The organism is Pseudomonas sp. P105 (assembly GCF_032614175.1).
GTDB lineage: Bacteria > Pseudomonadota > Gammaproteobacteria > Pseudomonadales > Pseudomonadaceae > Aquipseudomonas > Aquipseudomonas rhizophila.
Window position 1 is genome coordinate 1,807,185 of sequence record NZ_CP126693.1, and the last position, 25,029, is coordinate 1,832,213.

Annotated in this window: 19 protein-coding genes; 18 read left to right on the forward strand and 1 reads right to left on the reverse strand. The window is 50.3% G+C overall.

Going from position 1 to position 25,029, the window contains the following annotated elements; all coding sequences use genetic code 11:
* The first annotated feature begins 51 nt into the window (after positions 1-51).
* The 16 genes from rpsA to QOM08_RS08270 all read left to right on the forward strand — a co-directional run bounded on the left by rpsA (position 52) and on the right by QOM08_RS08270 (position 19,824).
* Positions 52-1,746, forward strand: a complete 1,695-nt coding sequence (gene rpsA / locus QOM08_RS08195) for a 30S ribosomal protein S1 (RefSeq protein WP_014337228.1) — start codon at positions 52-54, stop codon at positions 1,744-1,746.
* Between the two features lie 278 nt (positions 1,747-2,024).
* Positions 2,025-2,303 carry a hypothetical protein gene (locus tag QOM08_RS08200; protein ID WP_076385780.1) on the forward strand — a complete coding sequence of 93 codons (279 nt, stop codon included), beginning with the start codon at positions 2,025-2,027 and terminating at the stop codon, positions 2,301-2,303.
* A gap of 146 nt (positions 2,304-2,449) precedes the next feature.
* On the forward strand, positions 2,450-2,746 hold the full coding sequence (gene ihfB, locus QOM08_RS08205) for an integration host factor subunit beta (protein ID WP_047226313.1): 297 nt from the start codon (positions 2,450-2,452) through the stop codon (positions 2,744-2,746).
* A gap of 26 nt (positions 2,747-2,772) precedes the next feature.
* The gene (locus tag QOM08_RS08210) at positions 2,773-2,997 is read left to right on the forward strand and encodes a LapA family protein (protein ID WP_316912793.1); all 225 of its coding nucleotides are present in this window, start codon (positions 2,773-2,775) and stop codon (positions 2,995-2,997) included.
* A gap of 180 nt (positions 2,998-3,177) precedes the next feature.
* Positions 3,178-4,224, forward strand: coding sequence for an LPS O-antigen chain length determinant protein WzzB (locus QOM08_RS08215; RefSeq protein WP_316912794.1), 1,047 nt, complete (start codon positions 3,178-3,180; stop codon positions 4,222-4,224).
* Positions 4,225-4,604: 380 nt separating this feature from the next.
* Complete coding sequence (gene wecB, locus QOM08_RS08220; RefSeq protein WP_410479137.1) at positions 4,605-5,684, forward strand: non-hydrolyzing UDP-N-acetylglucosamine 2-epimerase; 1,080 nt, start codon at positions 4,605-4,607, stop codon at positions 5,682-5,684.
* Positions 5,685-5,785: 101 nt separating this feature from the next.
* Positions 5,786-7,054, forward strand: coding sequence for a UDP-N-acetyl-D-mannosamine dehydrogenase (gene wecC / locus QOM08_RS08225; protein ID WP_316912796.1), 1,269 nt, complete (start codon positions 5,786-5,788; stop codon positions 7,052-7,054).
* A gap of 224 nt (positions 7,055-7,278) precedes the next feature.
* Positions 7,279-8,538, forward strand: a complete 1,260-nt coding sequence (locus QOM08_RS08230; protein ID WP_316912797.1) for an oligosaccharide flippase family protein — start codon at positions 7,279-7,281, stop codon at positions 8,536-8,538.
* 108 nt (positions 8,539-8,646) lie between these two features.
* Complete coding sequence (locus QOM08_RS08235) at positions 8,647-9,879, forward strand: O-antigen ligase family protein (protein ID WP_316912798.1); 1,233 nt, start codon at positions 8,647-8,649, stop codon at positions 9,877-9,879.
* A 30-nt stretch (positions 9,880-9,909) separates the two neighbouring features.
* Positions 9,910-10,776, forward strand: coding sequence for a glycosyltransferase (locus QOM08_RS08240; RefSeq protein WP_316912799.1), 867 nt, complete (start codon positions 9,910-9,912; stop codon positions 10,774-10,776).
* A gap of 692 nt (positions 10,777-11,468) precedes the next feature.
* Complete coding sequence (locus QOM08_RS08245) at positions 11,469-13,613, forward strand: bi-domain-containing oxidoreductase (protein WP_316912800.1); 2,145 nt, start codon at positions 11,469-11,471, stop codon at positions 13,611-13,613.
* 71 nt (positions 13,614-13,684) lie between these two features.
* On the forward strand, positions 13,685-15,268 hold the full coding sequence (locus QOM08_RS08250) for an alginate lyase family protein (RefSeq protein WP_316912801.1): 1,584 nt from the start codon (positions 13,685-13,687) through the stop codon (positions 15,266-15,268).
* 2 nt (positions 15,269-15,270) lie between these two features.
* Positions 15,271-16,455 carry a glycosyltransferase family 4 protein gene (locus tag QOM08_RS08255; RefSeq protein ID WP_316912802.1) on the forward strand — a complete coding sequence of 395 codons (1,185 nt, stop codon included), beginning with the start codon at positions 15,271-15,273 and terminating at the stop codon, positions 16,453-16,455.
* Positions 16,452-17,405: an SDR family oxidoreductase gene (locus QOM08_RS08260; RefSeq protein WP_316912803.1), complete on the forward strand. Its 954-nt coding sequence runs from the start codon at positions 16,452-16,454 to the stop codon at positions 17,403-17,405. Before QOM08_RS08255 ends, QOM08_RS08260 begins: the two co-directional genes overlap by 4 nt.
* On the forward strand, positions 17,405-18,433 hold the full coding sequence (locus QOM08_RS08265) for a glycosyltransferase family 4 protein (RefSeq protein ID WP_316912804.1): 1,029 nt from the start codon (positions 17,405-17,407) through the stop codon (positions 18,431-18,433). Before QOM08_RS08260 ends, QOM08_RS08265 begins: the two co-directional genes overlap by 1 nt.
* Before the next feature lie 197 nt (positions 18,434-18,630).
* Complete coding sequence (locus QOM08_RS08270) at positions 18,631-19,824, forward strand: acyltransferase (RefSeq protein WP_316912805.1); 1,194 nt, start codon at positions 18,631-18,633, stop codon at positions 19,822-19,824.
* A gap of 344 nt (positions 19,825-20,168) precedes the next feature.
* On the opposite strand, the gene QOM08_RS08275 is transcribed toward QOM08_RS08270, so the two are convergent.
* Positions 20,169-22,031 (reverse strand): acyltransferase family protein, encoded by a 1,863-nt coding sequence (locus tag QOM08_RS08275; RefSeq protein WP_316912806.1) that lies wholly within the window; start codon positions 22,029-22,031, stop codon positions 20,169-20,171.
* Between the two features lie 517 nt (positions 22,032-22,548).
* Here QOM08_RS08275 and QOM08_RS08280 point away from each other — a divergent pair.
* Together QOM08_RS08280 and QOM08_RS08285 are read left to right on the forward strand one after the other, a co-directional pair.
* Positions 22,549-24,543 carry a nucleoside-diphosphate sugar epimerase/dehydratase gene (locus QOM08_RS08280; RefSeq protein ID WP_316913221.1) on the forward strand — a complete coding sequence of 665 codons (1,995 nt, stop codon included), beginning with the start codon at positions 22,549-22,551 and terminating at the stop codon, positions 24,541-24,543.
* A 114-nt stretch (positions 24,544-24,657) separates the two neighbouring features.
* Positions 24,658-24,993 (forward strand): helix-hairpin-helix domain-containing protein, encoded by a 336-nt coding sequence (locus tag QOM08_RS08285; protein WP_316912807.1) that lies wholly within the window; start codon positions 24,658-24,660, stop codon positions 24,991-24,993.
* Positions 24,994-25,029: the final 36 nt, after the last annotated feature.

Sequence of the window (25,029 nt, forward strand, 5' to 3'; positions counted from 1 at the left end):
TCTGGGGTGTGGAGGCGGGCGTATTCTTCGCCCTAATCAACAGGAATTAAAATGAGCGAAAGCTTTGCGGAACTCTTTGAAGAAAGCCTGAAAACCCTGAACCTTCAGGCAGGCTCCATCATCACCGGTGTTATCGTTGATATCGATTACCAAGCTCGCTGGGTAACCGTTCACGCTGGTCTGAAGTCTGAAGCACTCATCCCGCTTGAGCAGTTCTACAACGACGCTGGCGAACTGAACATCAACGTCGGTGACGAAGTTCACGTTGCGCTGGACTCGGTTGAAGATGGCTTCGGTGAAACCAAGCTGTCCCGTGAAAAAGCCAAGCGCGCTGAATGCTGGATCGTTCTGGAAGCGGCTTTCGCAGCTGAGGAAGTGGTCAAGGGCGTTATCAACGGTAAGGTTAAAGGCGGCTTCACTGTCGACGTTAACGGCATCCGTGCGTTCCTGCCAGGTTCCCTGGTTGACGTCCGTCCAGTGCGCGACACCACGCACCTGGAAGGCAAAGAGCTGGAATTCAAGGTCATCAAGCTGGACCAGAAGCGCAACAACGTTGTCGTTTCCCGTCGCAGTGTCCTGGAAGCCGAGAACTCCGCCGAGCGTGAAGCTCTGCTGGAATCGCTGCAGGAAGGCCAGCAGGTCAAGGGTATCGTCAAGAACCTCACCGATTACGGCGCATTCGTCGATCTGGGTGGCGTCGATGGCCTGCTGCACATCACCGACATGGCCTGGAAGCGTATCAAGCATCCTTCGGAAATCGTCAACGTTGGCGACGAGATCGATGTCAAGGTTCTGAAGTACGATCGCGAGCGCAATCGTGTTTCCCTGGGCCTCAAGCAGCTGGGTGAAGATCCATGGGTTGCTATCAAAGCCCGTTACCCAGAAAGCACCCGCGTCACCGCTCGTGTTACCAACCTCACCGACTACGGCTGCTTCGCTGAGCTGGAAGAAGGCGTTGAAGGTCTGGTACACGTTTCCGAAATGGACTGGACCAACAAGAACATCCACCCTTCGAAAGTCGTACAAGTCGGCGACGAAGTGGAAGTCATGGTTCTGGACATCGACGAAGAGCGTCGTCGTATCTCCCTGGGCATCAAGCAGTGCAAATCTAACCCATGGGAAGATTTCTCTGGCCAGTTCAACAAGGGCGATAAAATCTCCGGCACCATCAAGTCGATCACCGATTTCGGTATCTTCATTGGTCTGGACGGCGGCATCGACGGTCTGGTTCACCTGTCCGACATCTCCTGGAACGAAGTGGGCGAAGAAGCCGTACGCCGCTTCAAGAAGGGCGACGAGCTGGACACCGTTATCCTGTCGGTTGACCCAGAGCGCGAGCGCATCTCCCTGGGCATCAAGCAACTGGAAAGCGATCCGTTCTCCGAGTACGTTCAAGAGAACGATAAAGGCGCAATCGTTAAGGGCATCGTGAAAGAAGTTGACGCTAAAGGCGCCATCATCACCCTGGCCGACGATATCGAAGCGACTCTGAAAGCCTCCGAAATCAGCCGTGACCGCGTTGAAGACGCGCGCAACGTTCTGAAAGAAGGCGAAGAAGTAGAAGCCAAGATCATCAGCGTTGACCGCAAGAGCCGCGTAATCCAGCTCTCCATCAAGTCGAAAGACGATGCTGAAGAGAAAGAAGCAATCCAGAGCCTGCGCGACAAGCCAGCTACCTCTGACATTGCTGCTGGTCCTACCACTCTGGGCGACCTGCTGCGTGCACAAATGGAAAAGCAGAACTGAGTTCTGTCAGACCATAGAAAAAGGGCGACTTCGGTCGCCCTTTTTTGTGGGCGCGATTCGGCAAAAACTGGCCTGTTTGTAAGTTGGCTCCTCTGTCTGGCTCGGCAGTGAAACCAATCCTGCAATCAAACTGTCTCTTTCTTTAAGCAGATCAATCACCTACTCAGGGCTAGACTGCGGATGCCCTAGTCTCCCCGGGCTCATGTGGGAGCGGGCCTGCTCGCGATAGCGTCAGGTCAGATACCACCCAGTCGGGTGCAGGCTATTTAAGGAGACGAATGAACAGGCTCATCCTGGTATTCGCGGTATTGGCCTTGGCAGGTTGCACCACAAGTGCCAAGACCCATGCAGTGCGTGGCGTCAGTGGCATTGAGGTCGATTGTTCCGGCCTGGGATCGGGCTGGGAAAAATGCCACAAGCGCGCTGCGAAGGAGTGCAAGGGCGCAGGGTACAAAGTCATCACTCGCTCCGATGATGCCAAGGATGAAGATCAATACCCATTCGGCTTCAATCCAGCAGGCTACCTGACCCGCACAATGTTGGTCATTTGTCGCTGAATGCGCTCAAGTGCAAGGCTTGTGCAGAAATGGGGCAAATACGACAGGGTGAAGATATGTCAAGACTTGGGCTGTTCAAAATCTTCCGGTCATGCTAAAACCTTTTCAAGCGATTTTCCTAGCTGCTTGAAAAAGAAGGGAAAAATATGACGAAGTCGGAGTTGATCGAACGAATTGTCACCCATCAAGGGCTACTCTCATCTAAAGATGTAGAGCTGGCCATCAAGACCATGCTTGAGCAAATGTCCCAGTGCCTGGCGACCGGAGACCGCATCGAGATCCGTGGCTTCGGCAGCTTCTCTCTCCATTACCGTGCGCCGCGTGTCGGTCGCAATCCCAAAACCGGCCAATCCGTGAGCCTGGACGGTAAATTTGTTCCGCATTTCAAGCCGGGCAAGGAACTCAGGGATCGCGTCAATGAGGAGGAGGGGGATGACCTGTAAGGAGGCGTCTATGCAAGGGGGAATTCATGCGCAGCTTTAAACGTTTTTCTCTTGTCGTGCTCGCGTTGCTAGTGGCCGCAGCCATCGTTCTGTTCGTGCTTGAAAATACCCAACCTGTCGCGCTGTTGTTCCTGGGCTGGTCGGCTCCGCAACTTCCTGTTTCAGTTTGCGTGCTAGTGTCACTTCTCGCTGGTATGATGGTTGGCCCGTTGCTCGCGTGGTTCATGGGGGTGCGTAGGCGATTGAAATAAATGGATGTGTGGCCCAGCAGTCTTGGTAAGGATCACTGTCTACAATTTTTTCTGACTTTGGGTGCGTTTTGTTCGTATTTAATCTAACTCAGTTTGCCGCTCAGTCCGACGCGGCCTTGCCCGTCTTGCCTTTTGATGCGTTTGGTGTGTACACAAACGCGCTGCCAAGCGAGGCTTTCCATGCAAAATGATCGTATTGATGCGCGTCGTGATGATGAAATTGATCTGATCGAACTTGTTCGGGGGCTCTGGGCTCAGAAGTGGTTGATTCTGGGTATCACTCTTCTGGTTACTGTTGGGGCCGGCCTTTACGCCTTCCTTAGCAAGCCTGTCTATGAAGCCAAGCTTTTTATCATGCCACCTACTCAGAATGATATTGCTGAGTTGAATTATGGTCGTGGGAAAAGTACGGAGTTGAATATTTATTCCATCAAGTATGTTTACGATGTATTTGCTCGGAATCTTCAGGGTGAGTCTCTTCGTCAGAAATTTTTTAATGAGGTCTATCTTCCGTCTCTGAGTGAGGCTGAACGAAAGGGGGCGCTTGATCGCCTATACGAGCGTTTTTCCCGAGAACTGGCGATACGGGGGCCTGGTAAGGGTACGCCTGATCGCTTTTCGATTACAGTTCAGGGTGTAGATCCTGTTCGAGCCACGGAATGGGCAAGGAATTATGTCCAGCGTGCCAGTGAGGCTGCAGAGTCGGAGTTGATCAAGAACGTCACGGCTGAAGCGTCGGTCAGGGCTCGAAATTTGGAGCAGAGGATTGTCAGCTTGCGCGAGAATGCGCAGCGCGTACGCGAGGATCGGATTCAACAGCTGCGCGAAGCGTTGAAGATTGCTGAGTCCATCGGTCTGACATCCCCAGCCATTAACTCCACCGCCGCAGTTGATATCACCGTAGAAACGGGCAATAAGATGGATTACCAGCGGGGCAGTAAGGCATTGGCGGCGGAAATCAATGCGTTAGAGTCCAGGTCTTCCGACGATGCTTTTATTAAGGATTTACGGTCGTTGCAAATGAGATACAACTTCTATCGTAAATTGAACATTGATCCTGAGGGTCTTTCGGTTTACCGGCAGGACGGAAGTGTTGAAGTGCCGCAGAGTCCGATCAAGCCAAACAAGGTGTTGATTGTGATATTAGGATTTATTGCTGGCTTAGTCTTGGGTGGGTTGATTGCATTTTTCCGACTCTTCTTGGTTCGTGACTTACCCAGAGGATAAAAATGTCCGTTGAATCCTGTCTGCTTATGAAGCATGCACAAATCGCTTGTTAATATTATGGACCTGCCATCGCTGAAAAAAAACGCGATGGCGGGTTTTTTAACATCTGTGTTTTTGGGGCTCGAACGCATTTGGCTCATCAGTATGATCGGACGATTTGTTTGGTTTTTATCCTGTGTCTTCCGACCCGAAGCGGAGCAGACATCGCGTAAATAATCGTCAGGATGAACGTGGCAAGGGCGGCCATTCGTCGTAGTGATGCTTGCCACCTTGGCTGAGAGCGGTGGATGAGACAAGTCCGGATATACTTGAGTTTCTAATTTGGAGTTTTTGGTGTGAAGACATTGTGTGTTTTTGGTACTCGTCCCGAGGCGATCAAGATGGCCCCGCTGGCCCTTGCGCTTGCAGCTGATGGGCGCTTCGAGGCCAAGGTCTGTGTTACTGGTCAACACCGTGAAATGTTGGATCAGGTTTTGGGGTTATTTGCGATCCAGCCCGACTATGATTTGAATATCATGAGGGCTGGCCAGGATCTGACGGACGTCACTATGTCGATCCTGCAGGGTATGAAAACTATATTTGCCGAGTTTCAACCGGATGTCGTCCTGGTCCACGGCGATACTGCCACGACTTTTGCTGCAAGCCTTGCCGCATACTATCAGCAGATTCCAGTGGCGCATGTCGAGGCTGGTTTGCGCACCGGTAATCTTTATTCGCCGTGGCCAGAAGAGGGTAACCGCAAATTAACCGGTGCCTTGGCTAATCTACATTTTGCTCCAACGTCGACTTCTCAGGCTAACCTGTTGCGCGAAGGTATCAGCCCCGACAGGATTGTGGTTACTGGGAACACCGTCATCGACGCGTTGTTGGATGTGGTCAATCGACTTGATCAGGACAGCGATCTCAGAGCTCGGGCTGCTGCACCAGCCGCGTTCCTCGACCCAGATCGCAAGTTGATTTTGGTGACAGGTCACCGACGGGAGAGTTTTGGCGGGGGCTTCGAGCGGATCTGCCAGGCGTTGACTGAAGTTGCCAAGGCTCATCCCGACGTAGATATTGTATACCCCGTACATCTGAATCCTAATGTACGCGAGCCGGTCAACCGGCTGCTAGCAGGGATTAACAATGTTCACTTGATCGAACCGCTGGAATATCTGCCTTTCGTTTACATGATGAGTCGCTCGCATATCATCCTCACCGATTCGGGTGGTATCCAGGAAGAGGCGCCATCACTGGGTAAGCCGGTCCTGGTCATGCGAGACACTACAGAACGGCCCGAGGCTGTTGCTGCGGGAACGGTGAAACTGGTAGGTACGCAAACGGAGCACATCGTCGAAGAACTCAATCGACTACTGGAAGACCCCGTCGCGTACGCTAGCATGAGCTATGCCCATAATCCGTATGGCGAAGGTGATGCATGCAAACGTATCTTGGCCGCTTTGCTGACATTGGGCAAATAATCAAGTCATCCGTCATTCAGGCGCCAGGAGCTGTTTCCGCATTAGGTGACACGTGTTGGATCTGGCCCTGTTTCTCAGTTCAAGCTGCAGTAAGGAACATCATGTCGTTTCAAACCATCTCCGTTGTCGGCCTCGGCTATATCGGGCTTCCTACCGCAGCCGTATTCGCTTCGCGCAAGAAGCAGGTCATCGGTGTCGACGTCAATCCGAATACGGTTGCGATTATCAACAAGGGCAGTATTCATATTGTCGAGCCCGATCTTGACATGGTAGTACACGCCGCAGTGACTAATGGTTATCTGCGCGCGACGACGGTACCGGAACCTGCGGACGCATTTTTGATCGCCGTTCCAACGCCTTTCAACGAGGATTACACCCCGGATCTTGGGTACATCGAGTCTGCTAGCAAGGCCATTGCGCCGGCGCTGAAGAAGGGCGACTTGGTTATTTTGGAGTCCACTTCGCCTGTAGGTGCGACGGAGCAGATGTCGGCTTGGCTAGCTGCCGCGCGTCCTGACTTGAGCTTTCCTCAGGACCGCGGAGAAGACTCCGATATTCGTATTGCCCATTGCCCCGAGCGGGTGCTGCCTGGTTATGTTCTGCGTGAGCTTGTGCAGAATGATCGTGTGATTGGTGGCATGACACCGAAATGCTCTGCGGCGGCAGTAGCGCTCTATCAGATATTCGTCGAAGGTGAGTGCGTGATCACTAATGCGCGGACAGCGGAAATGTGCAAGCTGACCGAAAACAGTTTTCGTGACACCAACATTGCGTTTGCCAATGAGCTGTCGATGATATGCGACAAGTTGGAGATAAATGTCTGGGAGTTGATTCGCCTGGCTAACCGCCACCCCCGCGTCAATATTCTGCAGCCCGGGCCGGGAGTCGGGGGACACTGTATTGCGGTTGACCCTTGGTTCATTGTAAGCAAAACGCCAGATGAAGCGCGTTTGATTCGAATGGCGCGCGAGGTCAACGACAGCAAGCCTGAATGGGTACTGGAAAAAACTAAACTGTCGGTTGCCGAGTTTCTCCAGGCAAACCCGCACAAGACTGCTCTCGATGTGACGATTGCCTGTCTGGGCTTGGCGTTTAAACCAGATATTGACGACTTGCGCGAAAGCCCGGCCGTCGCGATCACACAGAAAATTCTTGCCACTCACCCAGGACCGGTTATTGCCGTTGAACCTAATATTGAAGAGTTGCCGAAGCAACTGGCCGGTCAACTTCAGTTAGTGACTATCGAGTCGGCAATCGCAAATGCCGATGTCATCGTGCTTCTGGTTGATCACAAGGCTTTCAAAAAAATTCCCTCGAGTATTCTGGCCTCTCACGAGGTTGTTGATACGCGTGGCGTCTGGTCTGCTTGAACGCAAGTTGACCGATCCACTTGCTAAAAGCGTGCATTTGCGGACGTAGAGCTAAGCGAACAGGGCGGTTGATGGCTAAGTTCCGAAAGTCGACTCGCCCTGAGCACCCGCCTGGAATATTGAGGAAGGCTTCATCATGAAATTGTTTCAGTCCACCTTGAAGGGCCTCATATTGGTTGCATGTGAGCCTTCCTCATCAGGCACTGGAAGCGGGAAGCACTGTAGTGCGTATTAACCAAAATCTGACAAATGGTCTAGCACTGGTTTCAATACAAGGTGCCAACGCCCTATTTCCGCTTCTGGTGTTTCCTTTTTTGCTTACCGTGCTGGGCAAAGACGCTTTCGCTGAGCTGGTTGTGGCTGAAGCGATGGCGTTCTATGTATTGACCGTATGCCTGTACAGCTTCGATACCAGTGGAGTGCATTCGATTGTCGAAGCCAGAAAGCAAGGTGGCGCATCGGCGGAAGCTGAATGTTTTTTCAATATTCTTGGGGCGCGCATCGTGCTGTTTATGGCTTCTGCTCTACCATTGGCTGGCGCTTACTACGCCTTTGCTGATGGAGGGGCGGCGGTTCTGCTGGTGTGGTTGTGCTTCGTGTTGGGTATGATTCTTCAGTGCAACTATTATTTCCAGACGGTTGAAAATAACGTCCCGTTGGCAGTTTTTGTATTGATTTCACGATTTTGTGCGGTATTTGCGACCTATTTTTTTATTGACGGTGCTGCTGATATTTTACTTGCGTCAATGATATTGGCGGGCAGTTTTCTGGCATCCGGTGTTGCAGCCTTTATTTTTTTGCTTTCCCGTTTAGGTGCCGGACGTATAGGTTCAGCTAGTGTTAACGGAATAATCTCTTTGCTCCGCGAGGGGCGGCATTTGTTTTTCGGCAATATATCAGTAGCGCTCTTTCGAGGGGCAAACATTCTGATTCTGGCAGGTGTTTCCAATAGCGCTGCGGTCTCTGCCTATGCTGTGGCTGAGAAGGTGATAAAGAGTATTCAGGCGTTGGCGCGGCCTCTTAATCAACTATTTATGCCTAAGGCTATGAAAGCTTGGTCGCTGCTGGCAATTGAGCAGAAAACTCATTTACGGGCGTTTAAGCTAATCTGGGATAATACGCGCCTACAGATTTATATGATGCTCGTTATACTACCGCTCGGTGTGCTCACTATCCATGTCGGCCACACCCAGGGCATATTGCCAGGGTTTAATGATGAGGCAATTATCCTTATTGTTCTGATGGCGCCAGCTGTTATCTTTGGTGTTGCGAACGCTATGTTCGGAGTCGTTGGGTTGAGCCTGATAGGTGCGCAAGCTTATTTTGCTGTTACCGTATTTGCGGTAGGGGCATCATTTTTTCTGTTTTCACTGGTGGCGTCGTATTTTTTTGACGCCTTTGGGTCTGCGCTAGCTTTTGTTTTGGCGGAAATTTTTTTGTTGATAGCATTTATTTATAAGTATAAGAAAGTGGCTGGTGAATAGCATGGTAGTAGGTTGTGTCGGAAAGTAGTGGGTTTTTATGAAGAGAGGTAACTCGCTTTGGATTATGGGTGCTGCTGTTACTAACTATTCTATATGTATGGTGTCTTGATGCGAATTATATTTGGAAAGCCTTTTTTGGGTGAGAGGGCTTATGCAACAAGTAGTATATTTGCTATGGTGGTGCTATTTGTACCAACCAATTCGTTCTATGTTTTTTATGCGGCGCTCGCTTTTGGTTTGTTGTTGCTCGCTTTTGGTGCTGGGGGGAGATTTCCTTGGCGCTCCCAAAGTCTTTATATTTATGTTGGGTGTATGTGTTTTTTTTTGATGTTGTCTTTGTTTAGGGTGATGTATTTTGCTAATGCTGAGGACTTTAAAGAATTATTGAAGGTTTTTGTTTTTGGTACAGTGATTTTTTTTGGGGTGCGCTTGAGAGGGCGTGATCTTGAAGTTTTGTTTTCCGTGTTTGTTGTTGTTAATCTTCTTGTTTCGTTTTTACAGTATTTGGGGGTTTATAGTTTTGGGGTCCGCGAGCTTACTGATTTGTATAACACGAAGCATCATATTGATAATTCTCTAAGTTATAGTTCTCCGCGTGCTCTTGGTTTGTCCGCTGGGCCTGGCCAGCAAAGTGTTTTAAGTTTGTTTTTGTTTTCTTACTTTCTTGTGCTCTATTTTTTTGGGGGCGGGGGTTATAAACGAATTTTTTTGTGCGTGTTCGCACTTTTTACTATGGTTCTCAGTCAGTCTAAAACTGCATTAATCGCAGTTGGCATAGGTAGTGCTTTTGTTGTGTTGTTGTTTGTTGCTCATGCTAGTTATAAAAGTAAGTTGGTGGCGGTGTTGTTTTTCGCTGTCGTTGTGGTTGGTGCGATATTATTTAAGGATCAAATTTTGTTTTTGTTTCCTGAATATGTTCGGTTGTCAGAGCAAGGGGGGGAGATTTCTTCTTTGCAGTCTCGCTTCGAAAATTGGCAGCAAATGCTGAATGTGTTTTTTGTGGAAAACTCATTTGTACTTTATTTGTTTGGTGTGGGACGCTCTGGTTTGGAACACTACGGGGTTAATGATTTGCCCTATGATAGTGATTATATATATGTGTTGGTTAACTATGGGCTTGTCGGGCTGGCTTTTTTTGTGGGGGTGTTAGGATCGTTTCTAATGCGAGGTTTTTTATTTTTTTCAAGTGAAGGCTTGTATGGGAAGATTTTAATGGTTACGCTTATTTACGCTCTAATATCTGCGGTGGCGTTGAATTTTTTCTTTGAACCGAGAGTCTTGGTTCTGTTTGCGATTATTTTTTATAAGTATTTGACTGTTCGTGAAGTTGGATATGTATAAGGGTCTGGTTTTGATGAGGGGTTCGCTGATATGCTAAAAAAAATTTGCATTGTTCCAGTTTGTTATAATGCTCACGAGGATGCAGTGCGATTTTTGGATTCCGTTGATCTCGCATTTCGTGCTTGTCCTGACTTCGCTCTTGAGGTTGTTCTAGCGGATAATTCAACCATTGCGCCTTCTATGAATATCGCTTCCCGGCAGTATGCGTACTCATTTACGTATATGAAGAATGATAATGTTGGTTATTTCCCTGCATTTAATAAAGCTTTTGCGAACCAAGCTCGTAGGGCTGAAGACTATGATTTTGTTATTGTGTGCAACGTTGATTTAGTTGTCGCCGAGGATTTTTTTTCAGTCCTGCTGACTCAGTCAGTGGGCAGTGAGACGGGATTGGTCGCCGCAGGTATCTTTTCCGATAGAGATGGTCGCGACCTGAACCCGAAGATTGCACGTCGTCCCACCGCGCGCAAAATTAACTTTATGCGTATAGTGTGTTCGAGTGTCGTTCTGTTCCGCGGTTACATGAAATTAGCGCGCATGCGTGAGCGAGCGCGTTCCCGCACGCAACAACGTGATCGCAGGATAGCTGGCACGACAAAGGTGGTCGTTCCGACCCGGTCTCCGATGTATGGAGCGCATGGTTCGTTCATGGTATTCACCCGACGTTACTTTACCAAAGGCGCAGATGTTGCCTATCCACGTTTTTTGTTTGGGGAGGAGGTATTTGTTGCCGAACAACTGCTTAGGCATAATCTTAGTATTCAACATGTTCCCGGGTTGCGAGTTTTTGATAAAGAACACGCCTCGACATCAAAGGTGAATTTTGACTTCATTTGTGGTGAGCATAAAAAGTCATACGATTACCTTTATACTCATTTTTATAAGGGGCGGGTGTAGTGATTGGAGTGGCGGCGTTTTCAGCGGTTGTTGCATTGTGAGTTTAAGGGGAGGCGTACCTTTTTGGGTATTACTTTCATTAGCGTGCTCAAGGTTTTGACGATGGTATCTGTTTTAGTGGATACTTTGATAATCGGTAGGACGAACCTGTACGCATCTATCAGCGTCGTAAGGGCGCCAATTGGTGAATGGTTTGCTCCTCTCCGTTGGTTAAATTAGTTACTTTCATGGCTTGATCCCCGTTCTGTAGCATGGCTGTCTAGATGCGGGTTAGGATTTTGAGCATTCCGGTAGCAACCTGATGGCCAAGAGGGTTCTGACGAGATAGGGCAATTTGGGGCAATCGGTTTATCCGTACCTGTGTCGCTTTTCCGGCCGGGAAGGGCCAGCTTCATGCAGCAGATACGCAGGTTTTTTCAATAGCATCAGGTTACCGACTTGCTGTGATGGTGAAGAAGCGTCCGAATTATTGCTCAATATCAATGGTTCGTGTATTACGCCTGTGAAACGCTTGATTTTTTTTTGTTTTTCGATGGCCAAGCCTTCAGATCGGACATCTAATCCAGTTCTGGCTCTCTGGCGTCGCCCGTGATAACACCTTGTTCGCTTATTCAATCGGTAACAAGGTGAATGACCTTTCTACCGAAGTTTATCGCTTGGGTTGTGAATAATATTTTTGTGCTGAGGGTGGTATGAAGCAGATTCTTCAAGATATGGCCAAGGGCGGCACAACCGTGACGGTTGCCCCCGCGCCGCAGGCATCCCGTGAGCATGTGATCATTAATAGCAGTGTGTCGCTTATATCGGCGGGTACGGAGCGGATGCTGGTCGGTTTCGGCAAGGCGTCCTATTTGGACAAAGCCCGCCAACAGCCTGAGAAAGTCAGGATGGTGCTGGAGAAGGTCAAAACTGATGGTCTCATGACCACGATTGAAGCTGTGCAGTCCAAGCTTGCCCAGCCACTTCCTCTTGGTTACTGCAATGTGGGTGTGGTTGCAGAGGTTGGAGTTGGGGTGGAGGGTCTCAAGGCGGGGGATCGAGTGGTTTCCAACGGCCCCCACGCCGATGTCGTGAAGGTGGCGAAGAATCTTTGCGCCCGTATTCCTGACACGGTTGACGATGAGTCGGCGGCGTTCGTGGTGGTGGCGAGTATTGGTTTGCAGGGCATTCGCTTGGCACAACCCACGCTGGGTGAAGCCTTTGTGGTTACTGGGGTGGGCCTGATTGGCTTGCTCACAGTGCAGCTGCTACGGGCGCATGGCTGCCGGGTGCTGGCGATCGATTTCGATGAAGCGAAACTTGAACTCGCTCGTAAGTATGGCGCGCAGGTTTGCAACCCAGGTAAAGGCGAAGATCCTGTGGCTGCAGGCATGGCCTTCAGTCGTGGTCAAGGTGTCGATGGGGTAATCATTACTGCCTCGACCAAATCCAACGACCCGGTGACCCAGGCAGCGCGGATGAGCCGTAAGCGCGGGCGAATCATCCTCGTGGGGGTGACTGGCCTGGAGCTCAATCGCGCTGATTTCTATGAGAAAGAATTGAGCTTCCAAGTTTCCTGCTCCTATGGGCCTGGACGTTACGACCCCGAGTATGAAGAACAGGGGCAAGACTATCCGTTGGGATTCGTGCGCTGGACGCAGCAGCGTAATTTCGAAGCAGTACTGGACATGCTTGACAGCGGGCAGTTGGAAGTGAAGTCGCTGATTACCCATCGCTTCGCATTCGAGGACGCGCCAGATGCATATGCCGCCCTGACGCAGGATAAGTCTGGCCTCGGAATGCTGCTGTTATACACCGCAGAGACGGCCGAACGTGCCGTGCGCCAGGTACCGCTTTCAAGCGCTGGCACGTTTGATGCGCAGCGCCCAGTCATGGGGTTCATCGGTGCTGGCAACTATGCTTCTCGGGTACTGATTCCTGCATTCAAGGCCGCTGGCGCGCAGCTCCATACGATTGTCACTGCCGGTGGCATCAACAGTGTCATCCATGGTGAAAAAGCCGGTTTCGCCCAAGCCTCGACTGATATGGACAAGATGTTGGCGGATTCGGCGATCAATACCGTTGCAATCGTGACTCGCCATGACAGCCATGCACGGTTCGTGTCCAAGGCCCTGCTGGCTGGTAAGCACATATTTGTCGAAAAACCTCTGGCAATTACAGAGACCGAACTGGATGAGGTACGGGCCGCCTATCAGGTGGCCCATCAGCAAGGTAGCGGGCCACAGTTAATGGTGGGCTTCAACCGTCGCTTTGCGCCTCAAGTGCAGAAAATGAAGAGTCTGCTGGAGGCCGTAAAAGAGCCTAAAACATTCATTATGACTATGAATGCCGGCGCCATTCCTTCCAGCCATTGGACCCAGGACATTGCTACTGGTGGCGGCCGGATCATTGGTGAGGCTTGTCATTTTATTGATCTGATGCGCTACTTGGCAGGTTGTCAGATCGTTTCCATCCAGGCTCGACGGATGGGCGACTCCGCGGCGGTTGAAGTATGCGAGGACAAGGCGTCCATAACCCTGGGTTTTGAAGATGGCTCGTTTGGAACGATCTTGTACTTGGCGAACGGTGCTGCCAGCTTCCCCAAAGAACGAGTCGAAGTGTTCACTGCCGGTCGAGTACTCCAACTGGACAACTTTCGTAAACTGAAAGGATATGGTTGGCCTGGTTTCAGTAAGCTCAATCTGTGGAAGCAAGATAAGGGCCAACGCCAATGTGCAAGCGCATTCCTGCAGTCCATTGAGAAGGGCACAAAGCCGATTATCGCTTTCGAGGAAATCATTGAAGTTGCTCGGGTATCTGTGGAAGTAGCCGCTCTATTGCGTAACCAGAAAGGTTGATCGCGGGTATGGTATTTCACAGGGTCAGTCGATTGTTCAATACCGTCCGGTATCTCACATTGAGGCAGGTGGTGTTTCGTCTGTACTATCGTTTTGCTCGGGTTCGCTCACGTGAATACCGTAATGTTGTTGCCCGGTCTTGGGGCTCCGCCTGGTCAGCGCCGGCATGGAGCAAACTATCGACTGGGGATGGCGTTGACTTCACTTTCCTTGGGGTAAAAGGGCGGGTACGGAATCCGGCAGATTGGCATGCAGGGCACCACAGTAAGCTCTGGCTTTACAATCTGCACTACCTCGACGATTTGAATGCGAAAGATATTGATACGATGCCGGGGCTCGCAGAGTCCCTTATTCAGAACTGGACCGGCGCGAATCCCCCGGTCACCGGCGACGGTTGGGAACCTTACCCACTTTCGTTGCGCATCGTTAACCTCGTCAAGTGGCTTGCTCGCAATGAATCTCTGGCTGGATCTCGGTTAGATAGCTTGGCCGCCCAGGCGGATGCATTGGCGCAGCAAGTGGAATATCACATCCTGGGCAATCATCTGTTCGCCAATGGTAAGGCCCTTGTGTTTGCCGGCGCCTATCTGTCGGGCGCCGAGGCAGATGGCTGGTTGGCCAAGGGTTTGCAGATTCTTGATGAGGAAATCTCTGAGCAGTTTTTGCAAGACGGCGGCCATTTTGAACTATCGCCGATGTATCACGCGACGCTTCTGTGGGACATGTGTGATCTGGTCAATCTTGCCCAACGTTCGGGATTACCAGTCTTGGGCGCATGTTTGCCCCATTGGCAGGCTGTGGTTGCGCGAGGCTTGGTATGGTTGCGTAGCATGCTGCATCCAGATGGCAAGATCGGTTTTTTCAACGATGCCGCATTCGGAATTGCTCCTGACGCGATACACATTGAGGGCTACGCCGCGTTGCTTGGTATCCCGGCTGTCCCGAGTATCCGGGGGCCGGTTGCTTTCCTCAATTCAGCTACCGGATACGCCGTCGTAACGCCGAGGGTGGGTGTAAAGGCTTTGCTTGATTTGGCTCAGGTTGGCCCCGACTATCAACCTGGGCATGCACATGCTGATACGCTGAGTTTTGAGCTGAGCGTCTTTGGGCAGCGCCTGGTGGTTAACTCGGGTACGTCTCAGTATGGGGAAGGCGCCGAACGCCAGCGGCAACGCAGCACTTGTGCTCACAGTACAGTTGAAGTCGCTGGACAGAATTCTTCTGAGGTCTGGGCCGGATTTCGCGTTGCCAAGCGTGCAAGACCTACCATTGAGCGCTTTGACCTACAGGATGGGTTGGCCTGCATTCAGGCTAGTCACGATGGCTATCGGCGTCTTAGCGGCAGTCCGCTTCATCGACGAACCTGGACTTTTACCGCAGAAGCGCTGGAGATGATGGATCAAGTGACAAGCGACCAATTTGTCGCAGTATCCCGTCTTTACATTCATCCCGATGTGACGTTCTCTCAGGAGGCTTCCGGTTTCGTTGCCAACATGGGCGCTGGCAAAAAAGTCGTGATCGAGCTATCGGGTGCTGATCAGGTGCGCATTATTGCTTCGACTTGGCATCCCGAATTCGGTTGCACAGTAGTCAATCAGTGCATTGAAGCAGTATTCAGCAGTCGCTCGCTGACCACGCATATACGTTGGAGTTGATTTTGAAAGTATTGCTGTTGAGTTTTTACTACCAACCTGACTTGTCGGCTGGCTCGTTTCGCACTACCGCGCTCGTGAATGCGTTACTTGATACCCTGCCAGAAGACGCCAGCGTTGAGGTCATCACCACCCAGCCCAACCGCTACAACAGCTTTTCACTTGAGGCGCCGTTGCTCGAACAGCATCCGAGATTGACGGTCCGACGTATCGCGCTGTCGGAGCACAACAGCGGTATGGTTGATCAATCACGGGCTTTTTTTGGTTATCTCAAGGCTGTTCTCAAGATCACCCGTAAACAGGAATATGATGTTATATATGCGACTTCGTCGCGCCTGATGACTGCGTCGTTGGGGGCGTTGGTAGCCAAGCGAACAGGATCCCCGTTGTATCTGGATATACGGGATATTTTTGTCGACACGATCAAGGACGTGCTTCCGGCTAAAGTGACATGGCTACTCAAACCTTTGTTTTCTATGGTTGAGCGTTTGACCATTAACGCTGCTACGCGCGTGAATGTGGTATCTGCGGGTTTTTTGCCGTATTTTCAGAGTCGTTATCCGCGAAGCCAGTTTGTCGTTTTCACGAATGGTATTGATGAAGAGTTCATTGAGACTCAACCCTTGGAAGTAAAACCAAGTGAAGAGGGTGAGTTGACCGTGCTTTATGCCGGTAACATGGGTGAAGGGCAGGGGCTGCACACAATAATTCCGCAAGTTTCCCAACGCTTTAAGGGACGCCTGAAGTTTCGCTGCATTGGTGACGGCGGGCGTCGAGCACAGCTACAGAGCGCGATTGAGTCCGCCGCGTGCAGCAATGTTGAAATACTCCCGCCTGTTCGCCGTGATGCGCTCATTGCGGCGTACCAGGAAGCTGATGTGCTGTTTCTTCATTTGAACGATTACGAGGCTTTTCGCAAGGTCCTGCCGTCAAAACTCTTTGAGTATGCAGCTTTGGGTAAGCCGATCTGGGCCGGCGTGGCCGGCTACTCGGCTGAGTTTATTCGCCTGCATGTACCGAATGCTGCGGTGTTTAGCCCCTGTGACGTTGAGGGGGCTGTCACGGCATTTGCGTCCTTAAGCATGGTGACCCAGCCTCGACATGAATTTGTCGAGCGTTTTGCTCGTACGAAAATTATGCAGGCATTGGCGCAAGATATTGTGTTATCGGCAGGAGGTATATCGAAATGAAGGTGTTCCTGACCGGGATCACCGGGTTTGTCGGTCGTGCCGCATCAAAACGATTGGTGAAAGCAGGCCATCAGGTTCGTGCGGCCTTACGCGATGCCAACGTGACCTTGGACGATGGCGTTGAGTCAGTGGTTTTCGATGATTTGGCAACTCATGACTGGGCTCCCTCGCTCAGGGGGCAGGCGGTGGTCGTGCATTGCGCCGCACGTGTTCACGTGATGAGCGAGCAATCAGTTGATCCACTAAGCGAGTTCCGCAAGATCAACGTAGAGGGAACTCTCAATCTCGCCAGGCACGCGGCAAATGTGGGCGTGACGCGATTTATCTTTATCAGCTCGATCAAGGTCAATGGTGAAGGGACTGAGCCAGGTCGGCCTTATACTGCCGATGATGTTCCAGAACCTGTTGACCCTTACGGTATTTCCAAGTGGGAAGCCGAACAAGGCTTGCGAGATATCGCTGCTACGACCGGGATGGAAATAGTGATTATCCGTCCGGTACTGGTCTATGGCCCGGGCGTGAAAGCTAATTTCCTAAACATGATGCGCTGGCTGGACAAGGGCATTCCGTTGCCCTTTGGTTCGATTCATAACAGCCGCAGTCTCGTGGCGCTGGATAACCTCATTGATCTATTGGTCACGACCATCGACCATCCCGGAGCTAGGAATCAGACGTTTCTCGTTAGCGATGGTGAAGACCTTTCCACCTCTGCGCTATTGTGTCGTATGGCGAATGCGTTGGGACGCCCTGCGCGTCTTTTACCGATCCCCAGCGCAATTTTGAGCATCACCGCTAACCTGATGAGTAAGCAATCACTCGCTCAACGGCTGTGCGGTTCTCTGCAGGTAGATATCAGTAAAACCTGCTCCTTGCTTCAATGGGCGCCACCCGTTTCAGTGAACGAAGCACTGAAAGTCGTAGCTGAGCACTATAAGGAAAGTAAAAAATAATGATTTTCTGGTGGCTGATTCCTGTCGTCCTTTTTTTATCTTTTGTGTTAACTGCCGGTCTGAGACGTTACGCGCTTGTTCGTAGCATTATTGATATTCCTAATGCCCGAAGCTCCCATTCCGTACCAACTCCGCGTGGAGGAGGGGTCGCTATTGTCCTGGCGTTTCTGCTGACTTTGCCGATTTTGGGATGGACACAATTTGTCCCGATTGAAGGAGTGATCGCAATAGGAGGGGCGGGCGCCTTGATTGCTGTGGTCGGGTTTATGGATGATCACGGCCACATCGCCGCGCGCTGGCGCTTATTGGGACACTTTAGTGCTGGGGCGTGGGCGTTGTTCTGGTTGGGAGGACTGCCCGAAGTCCGGGTATTTGGCATGGTCTTTGATCTGGGTTGGGCCGGAAGCATTTTGGCTACTTTTTATTTAGTATGGATGCTCAATCTATATAATTTCATGGATGGTATCGATGGCCTTGCCAGTGTCGAAGCGATTTGTGCATGTATGGGTGCCTGTCTGATTTATTGGTTGGTTGGAATGAACGAGCTAATTTGGATCCCCTTGTTGCTTGCTATGGCCGTGCTAGGATTTTTGTGTTGGAACTTTCCGCCAGCTAAAATTTTTATGGGGGATGCGGGCAGCGGTTTTCTGGGAATTGTGTTGGGGATCATATCAATTCAAGCCGCCGGAGCTTCATCGCAACTGCTTTGGGCTTGGCTGATTTTGCTGGGTGTATTTATTGTGGATGCTACGTTCACCTTGATCCGCCGACTGGTGCGCGGCGAAAAAGTTTATGAGGCACATCGCAGTCATGCCTATCAATTCGCATCTCGGCGATTCGGCAAACATTTGCCGGTCACTTTGGCCGTTGGGGCGATCAATGTGTTCTGGTTGCTACCACTCGCAGCATGGACGGTGTTGTCTCAGGTCGAAGGTTCCCTGGCACTGGTTATTGCCTATGTACCGTTAATTGCGCTGGCGATTAAGTTTAATGGCGGTGGGCTGGAAACTACCGAGGTACGTCCTTGAGATTTTGGGTGGCGCGTTTCATTGCGATGTAGATTGTATTTTTATGGTGAAGCCAGGTCCTGGGAGGGCAATGTCGTCGTGCGCTGGGGGATATTGATGTGATCACCCCGGAAAAAACTGCGAATGACATGCTCTGCCAGAAAAAACAGTTACTATACAGATCGCTCCGTTGGTTACTTTAGGAAGTACGTGAGAAAGTGGATATTATAGGTGTATTTGCTGCGTTAGCAGCAGTTATGGTCGCGTTATTATCGACCCACTTGATTGCGAATAAATTGGTAACGGTTTCTTCCTCTGGTCGATTCGTAACTATCGATGGTTTGCGAGGCTATCTAGCTTTTTTTGTGTTCCTTCATCATTCTTGTATATGGTACTACTATTTGCAGTCGGGTAATTGGGCGTTACCTCCCTCTAGGCTTTTTGTGCATTTTGGGCAGGTTTCAGTTGCTTTGTTCTTCATGATTACAGGATTTCTTTTTTTTAATAAGCTATTAGAGGGCCGGAAGGGCGGTTTTGATTGGCTTCGCTTATACGTTTCTCGCTTCTTGAGGCTAATGCCTCTTTATCTTTTTTTTATTGTTATATTATTCATTATAGTGTGGGTGGTCACTAAGGATGGGCCAGCGCAGCCATTGGAAAAAAATCTAATAGGTGCGCTGAAATGGATTGGATTCAGAGTTTTTGGAGCGCCCGATTTAAATGGTTTGTTAGGTACGAGGTATATTAATGCCGGAGTTACATGGACGCTACCCTATGAATGGTTTTTCTATTTATTTTTGCCAGTTATTGCGCTGGTGGTAGGGAGTCGACCGCCTTTCCAGTACTTGTGTCTAACAGTTTTAGCGATATATATATTTAATTTATATGGCTATAGCGTTGATTTTGGCTGGTTGTTTTTAGGTGGGATGGGGGCGTCTATTCTTGTCCGCTACGACCGCTTTACTACTTTTGCTGCTTCAAAATTGGCGGCCTGTATTGTGGTTGGGGCTCTCGCATTCACGGTGATGCACTATCCGACAATTTATAGTGGAAGCGAGCCGAGGCTGTTGTTGGTGGTCGCATTCTGTCTAGTGGCTGGAGGGAATAATCTCTTCGGGCTGCTCGAGCTTAAAGTTTCACGTGCTATGGGTGAAATGGCTTATAGCATTTACCTGCTTCATGGCGTTTTGTTGTTTGTGCTTTTCAAGTTTGTGTTTGGGAGTGTGAGTGCTCGCCAATTGACACCCTTACAATATTGGGCGGTAATAGTATCAATTGTTCCTGTCCTGATACTTTTTTGCGGTTTGACTTTCAGGTTGATAGAAAAACCTGCAATGAGGAGTGTTGGCGGACTGACCGACTGGATTAGGTCGAAGAAAAAAATCCATTTAGAGAGTGAGAACGCGCCTTAATCTGAGTGGCCTTCGCCAACCCCCTTTTGCTCACGGCTGATGCTTCTGTATCACTCTACGTTAAGTAGGTCCGCGCTCTACCATGCGACTAATAATGCATTATTTTTGCATAGGCCGCTTCGGTATTAAACATCCAGGCATGAGTCGCATGAGGTAATTCCCCATGCACAGATCTATCAGCGGCAGGTGACCATCATTCCTACCAGCCCCTGCTTTTTCGACGTTAGAATTGGCTTGCATGAAACCGTTGCCCTGGAAAAGTCGGGAGATCAGCTTTAGATATAGGTCAATGGCTCTGAATCCAGTTGTTGTTCATAGTTAATCGCGAACTGTCTTTCAGGAAGTCACTTAAATATCCGGCTATGCATAATGAGATAGTCAGAAGCTTGCGAGGATAAATGTGCTGTATCCCAAGCCGTAGGCACGGGCCCGTGTTTTGTATTCAGGTAAGTTATGCAACCGTCGGGATTGCACAAAATTCGTCTGATCGATACAAATTCTGCACCATGCTCTTGGCTTATTTTTCTAATTTCTTCATCTACTCCATTATCGCTTATTAAATGGAGTCGCTCTCTATCAGGAATGCTCGTTCCATTCAGTAATGCATTTTTTAAAAGGATGTCAGTAAGCACTCCGCTCCAAACAGGGGTCGGCCCAAAAACAATAATTTTTTTGATGCCCTGTTTGCGTAAAAGGCTTAATGTTTCATTTAATGATTTCCAGTTATATCTGGACCATCGAGCGGCAAGAATAATCTCGTCAGGTTGATTTTTTACAATCCATTCCTCCACAAGTTTGTTAATGTTCTTGCAGTTTGGTCGCTCGTTAATTTCAATCCCGATAAATGGGGGGCAGCCACTGGCTGTAAATTGTGCAATCCTTCTGTTTTCTGGCAAGTTGTTCAGCACCCCGGGGTACAGGTGCGCTGCATGAGAGTCTCCCCAGAGTAATATCGTTTTTGAAGTATTTGTCCCGGAAGTAACACAATTATTGAAGGCTTCGTAGGTTTGCTTGGGCCGAAGGAAGCACTGCCCTTCTCTGTATTCCTCAGGAAGGAATCTATATTTAGCTAAATCAGAGGCGCTTGCTGGGAATCGATTTGGATAACCTTCAGCATTACGAATTAAGTCGCCGAGCAAGACCACAAATAAAATCAGTGTTAACGAAACCAAACATGCTGGATTGAGTTTGCTAGGCAGAAAAGAGGTTCTTGCCTTTGTCTCTATTAACTTGAAGGATATTTCGGCCAAAATCAATGTCAAGGAAATCCCAGCCATTACTGTAAGCATGGAGTTTGGGAAGTCCAAGAACTTTATTGCGACTACCACCGGCCAGTGCCACAGGTAAATAGAGTAGGAGCGATCACCAATGTATTGAATCAGCCTGCCGGACGTCCAGTAAGAATTTGACCCTGAATAGATAATTAATGCTGTGGCAATGACCGGGAAAAGCGTTGTGATATTGGGCCAGGCCGATTTGGTGTTTAGTATGGTGGCGGAAAAGATTATAACCACGAAACCAAAGGTCGTCAGGACTTTGGTTTCTGTTTTTTTTCTTGCTGTAAAAAAATACACTAGACTGCCAACTAGCATTTCCCAAGCTCTGGAGAATGTAGAGTAAAACGCTGCATCGGGATTTGAATTGGCCAAATACAAACAATATCCAAACGACATGGCGCATGCAGCGAAAATCGCTGAGAATTGCCATCTCCTACTTTTTCGAAAAAGCCAAATTGTGCTCATGTATAATGGTAGCGCAATGTAAAATTGCCACTCCACAGATAAAGACCATGTATGAAGAAGAATTTTTTCGTGCGAGCTGGAATCGAAATATCCACTTTGAGTCAGAAATAAAGCGTTTGAATAAAATCCTATTGCCGCGATTACTTGGTTGGCGAGTGCTTCATATTTGGTCGGGGATAAGTAGAGCCAGCCTGCTGCTATGGCGGTGAGGCATAACATAAGTAGCGCAGGTAGTATTCTTCTGGCTCTAGCGAGATAAAATGTTATTATCTCCTTTGGGATGGTTCGAGCAGAGCTTTTTTCTAATTTTTCTATTAGTATGCCTGCCATCAAAAAGCCAGATATCACAAAAAATATATCTACTCCTAAGAAGCCCCCGCTAAAAACAGGCACGCCAAAGTGGAACAGTACAACCAAGGTGACAGCCCATGCGCGTAGGCCATTTATGTCTTGTCTAAAAACCATTTATAATTTTTCACCTGTCAATGTTTAACTGATTTGCAAAACTACTTTCGCGTGCCTGTCCCATTGGCGAGCTATACAATCGGTGTCTTGTTTTTGTGGGGCATACTCTTGACTTTTCTATACAAGGCCGAGTCGTCACAGGGGGCGGCTGAAAGCCGCGAGGGCGCATTGATCTGTCTATGACGAGACTGCGAATCCCAAGCGTACCAAGGGATTCTAGCGCTGATGGTTCGTGCGTTGATAGCTTGCAAGTGAGTTTTACTTTTTGCTGAGATACCTAGGCTGCGCTAGGTGCATATGATCAAGTGGGAGGGTGCGCCGGGTCCGGTTCTGGCGTATCTTCTTCTAGTAATATTGGTGGGCATGTTTTGCCTCGGCGAGTTGGAGAGATTCCTTCTCATTTTACAGGATCGGCAGGCCTTGTTAGCAGTTGGTTCCGTCGACGCTCTACGAGGAGGCTGCCACCAATGGGGAACGGATATTGTTTAAGGAGCTAGCGAAGGTGCGTGATGGGATCATGAGTAAATTTAGAACGGCTCTACTAGGCTTGCCGAGGCGTCACAAACGCGCAATTCAGGTCGCCACAGATGTGGTGTTGGTTTGGGCCGCCCTATGGTTGGCGTTCCTCGTTCGACTGGGTGTCGAGGCGTTGGCCAGCCCGATCGAAACGCACCTATGGCTTTTCGTATCCGCTCCGCTGATCGCTATCCCGATTTTCATTCGCTTTGGCATGTACCGCGCTGTCATGCGTTATTTCGGTAATGACGCGCTGATCACCATCTGTAAGGCCGTCAGCCTTTCGGCCCTGTTATTGGCGTTGGTGGTGTATTGGTACAGCAATCACACCAACGTGGTCCCACGCTCCATCATTTTCAACTATTGGTGGCTCAGCCTGATCATGATTGGCGGGATGCGCCTGATGATGCGCCAATATTTCCTCGGCGACTGGTTCACCGCAGCCCAGCATGTACCCTTCACTAACCGTGACGACGGCTTACCCAAAGTTGCTATATACGGGGCAGGTGCCGCCGGTAACCAGCTCGTCGCGGCATTGCGCATGGGGCGGGTGATGCGTCCGGTCGCGTTCATCGACGATGATCGCAGCATCGCAGACCGTGTGATCGCCGGGCTGCAGGTCTACCAACCCAAACATATTCAAAAGATGATCGATGCGACCGGTGCGCAGGAGATTTTGCTGGCGATCCCGTCTTCGTCACGAGGTCGTCGTCGTGAAATATTGACGTTGCTGGAAGGTTTCCCGCTGCATGTGCGCAGTGTTCCCGGCTTCATGGATCTGGCGAGTGGCCGGGTCAAGGTCGACGACATTCAGGAAGTGGATATTGCGGATCTTCTTGGGCGAGATCCTGTGCCTGCTCAAGCCGATTTGCTTGAGCATTGCATCGCCGGGCAGTCGGTTCTGGTCACTGGCGCGGGAGGTTCGATTGGTTCTGAGCTTTGTCGACAAATTCTCGCACTCAAGCCAACTACGCTGCTGTTGTTCGAGCATAGTGAGTTCAATCTCTACAGTATTCTGTCTGAACTCGAGCCGCGAATTGCTCGGGAATCATTGTCTGTCCGCTTGCTACCCATCTTGGGGTCGGTGCGCGATCAGCACAAGTTACTGGACGTGATGAAGACCTGGAATGTCGACACGGTCTATCACGCCGCCGCTTATAAGCATGTGCCGATGGTCGAACACAACATCGCCGAAGGCGTCCTGAACAATGTGATCGGTACGTTGAATACGGCACAGGCTGCGTTGCAGGCAGGCGTATCGAACTTCGTGCTGATCTCTACGGATAAAGCGGTGCGCCCGACCAATGTAATGGGCAGCACCAAGCGCCTTGCAGAGCTGACCTTGCAGGCCCTGAGCCGTGAACTGGCGCCAGTGCTGTTTGGCGATAAATCCAATGTCTCGCGGGTTAATAAAACCCGCTTCACCATGGTCCGGTTCGGCAATGTACTGGGCTCGTCAGGGTCGGTTATTCCCCTATTCCATAAGCAGATCAAGTCCGGCGGCCCTTTAACCGTTACGCATCCCAAGATCACGCGTTATTTCATGACCATTCCCGAGGCCGCGCAGTTGGTGATTCAGGCCGGTTCCATGGGCTTGGGTGGAGATGTATTCGTTCTGGATATGGGCGAGCCGGTGAAGATTGTCGAGCTGGCGGAGAAGATGATTCACCTGTCCGGCTTGAGTGTTCGTTCGGAAAAGAACCCTCATGGTGACATTTCGGTCGAGTTCACAGGTCTGCGTCCTGGCGAGAAGTTGTACGAGGAGTTGCTGATTGGCGATAACGTCGTTGCAACCTCGCACCCTATGATCATGAGTGCCAACGAAGATCACCTGCCTTGGGATGTGCTTAAGGCCCGCCTGACGGAGCTGCTGGCTGCCATCGAACACGATGACTACGCGAGAGTCCGTCAGTTGCTGCGTGACACCGTCAGTGGCTACGCCCCGGACGGTGAGATCGTCGACTGGATCTACCAGCAGCGCCGCCTCGAACCCTGATTGTTACACACCCTGTAACGTACACACTTTTGACAGTCCCCTATCGTCGCCTAAGTTTGAGAAGCAGCTTCGGAAAAGCTGCTTCTCTCTTAACGATGTCATGGAGCGTCACTTATGCGTACAGGCTATTTCTACTCTCTGGTTTTTGCCCTTCTGACCAGCGCCTCTATAGCTGTTATCGCTGCGCCCGCGGTCAAGCTCGAGACGACGGCGCCGCCGCAGGCACTGGAACTGTCGGCTAAACCGCAAGGCGCCAAGGTGGATCTGAACGTGGCGGACGCCGCTACGCTGCAACGCGAGCTGGCGGGGATAGGCAAGGCCAAGGCTGATGCGATTGTTGCGTTTCGCGAGAGTAATGGAGCCTTCTCTTCAGTAGAGGAGTTGCTGGAGGTCAAGGGGATTGGCAAGGCGATTCTCGACAGGAATCGTGACAAGCTGGAAGTGAACTGAGGTGTGATGGTGAAAGAGGCCGGTCGAAATATGACT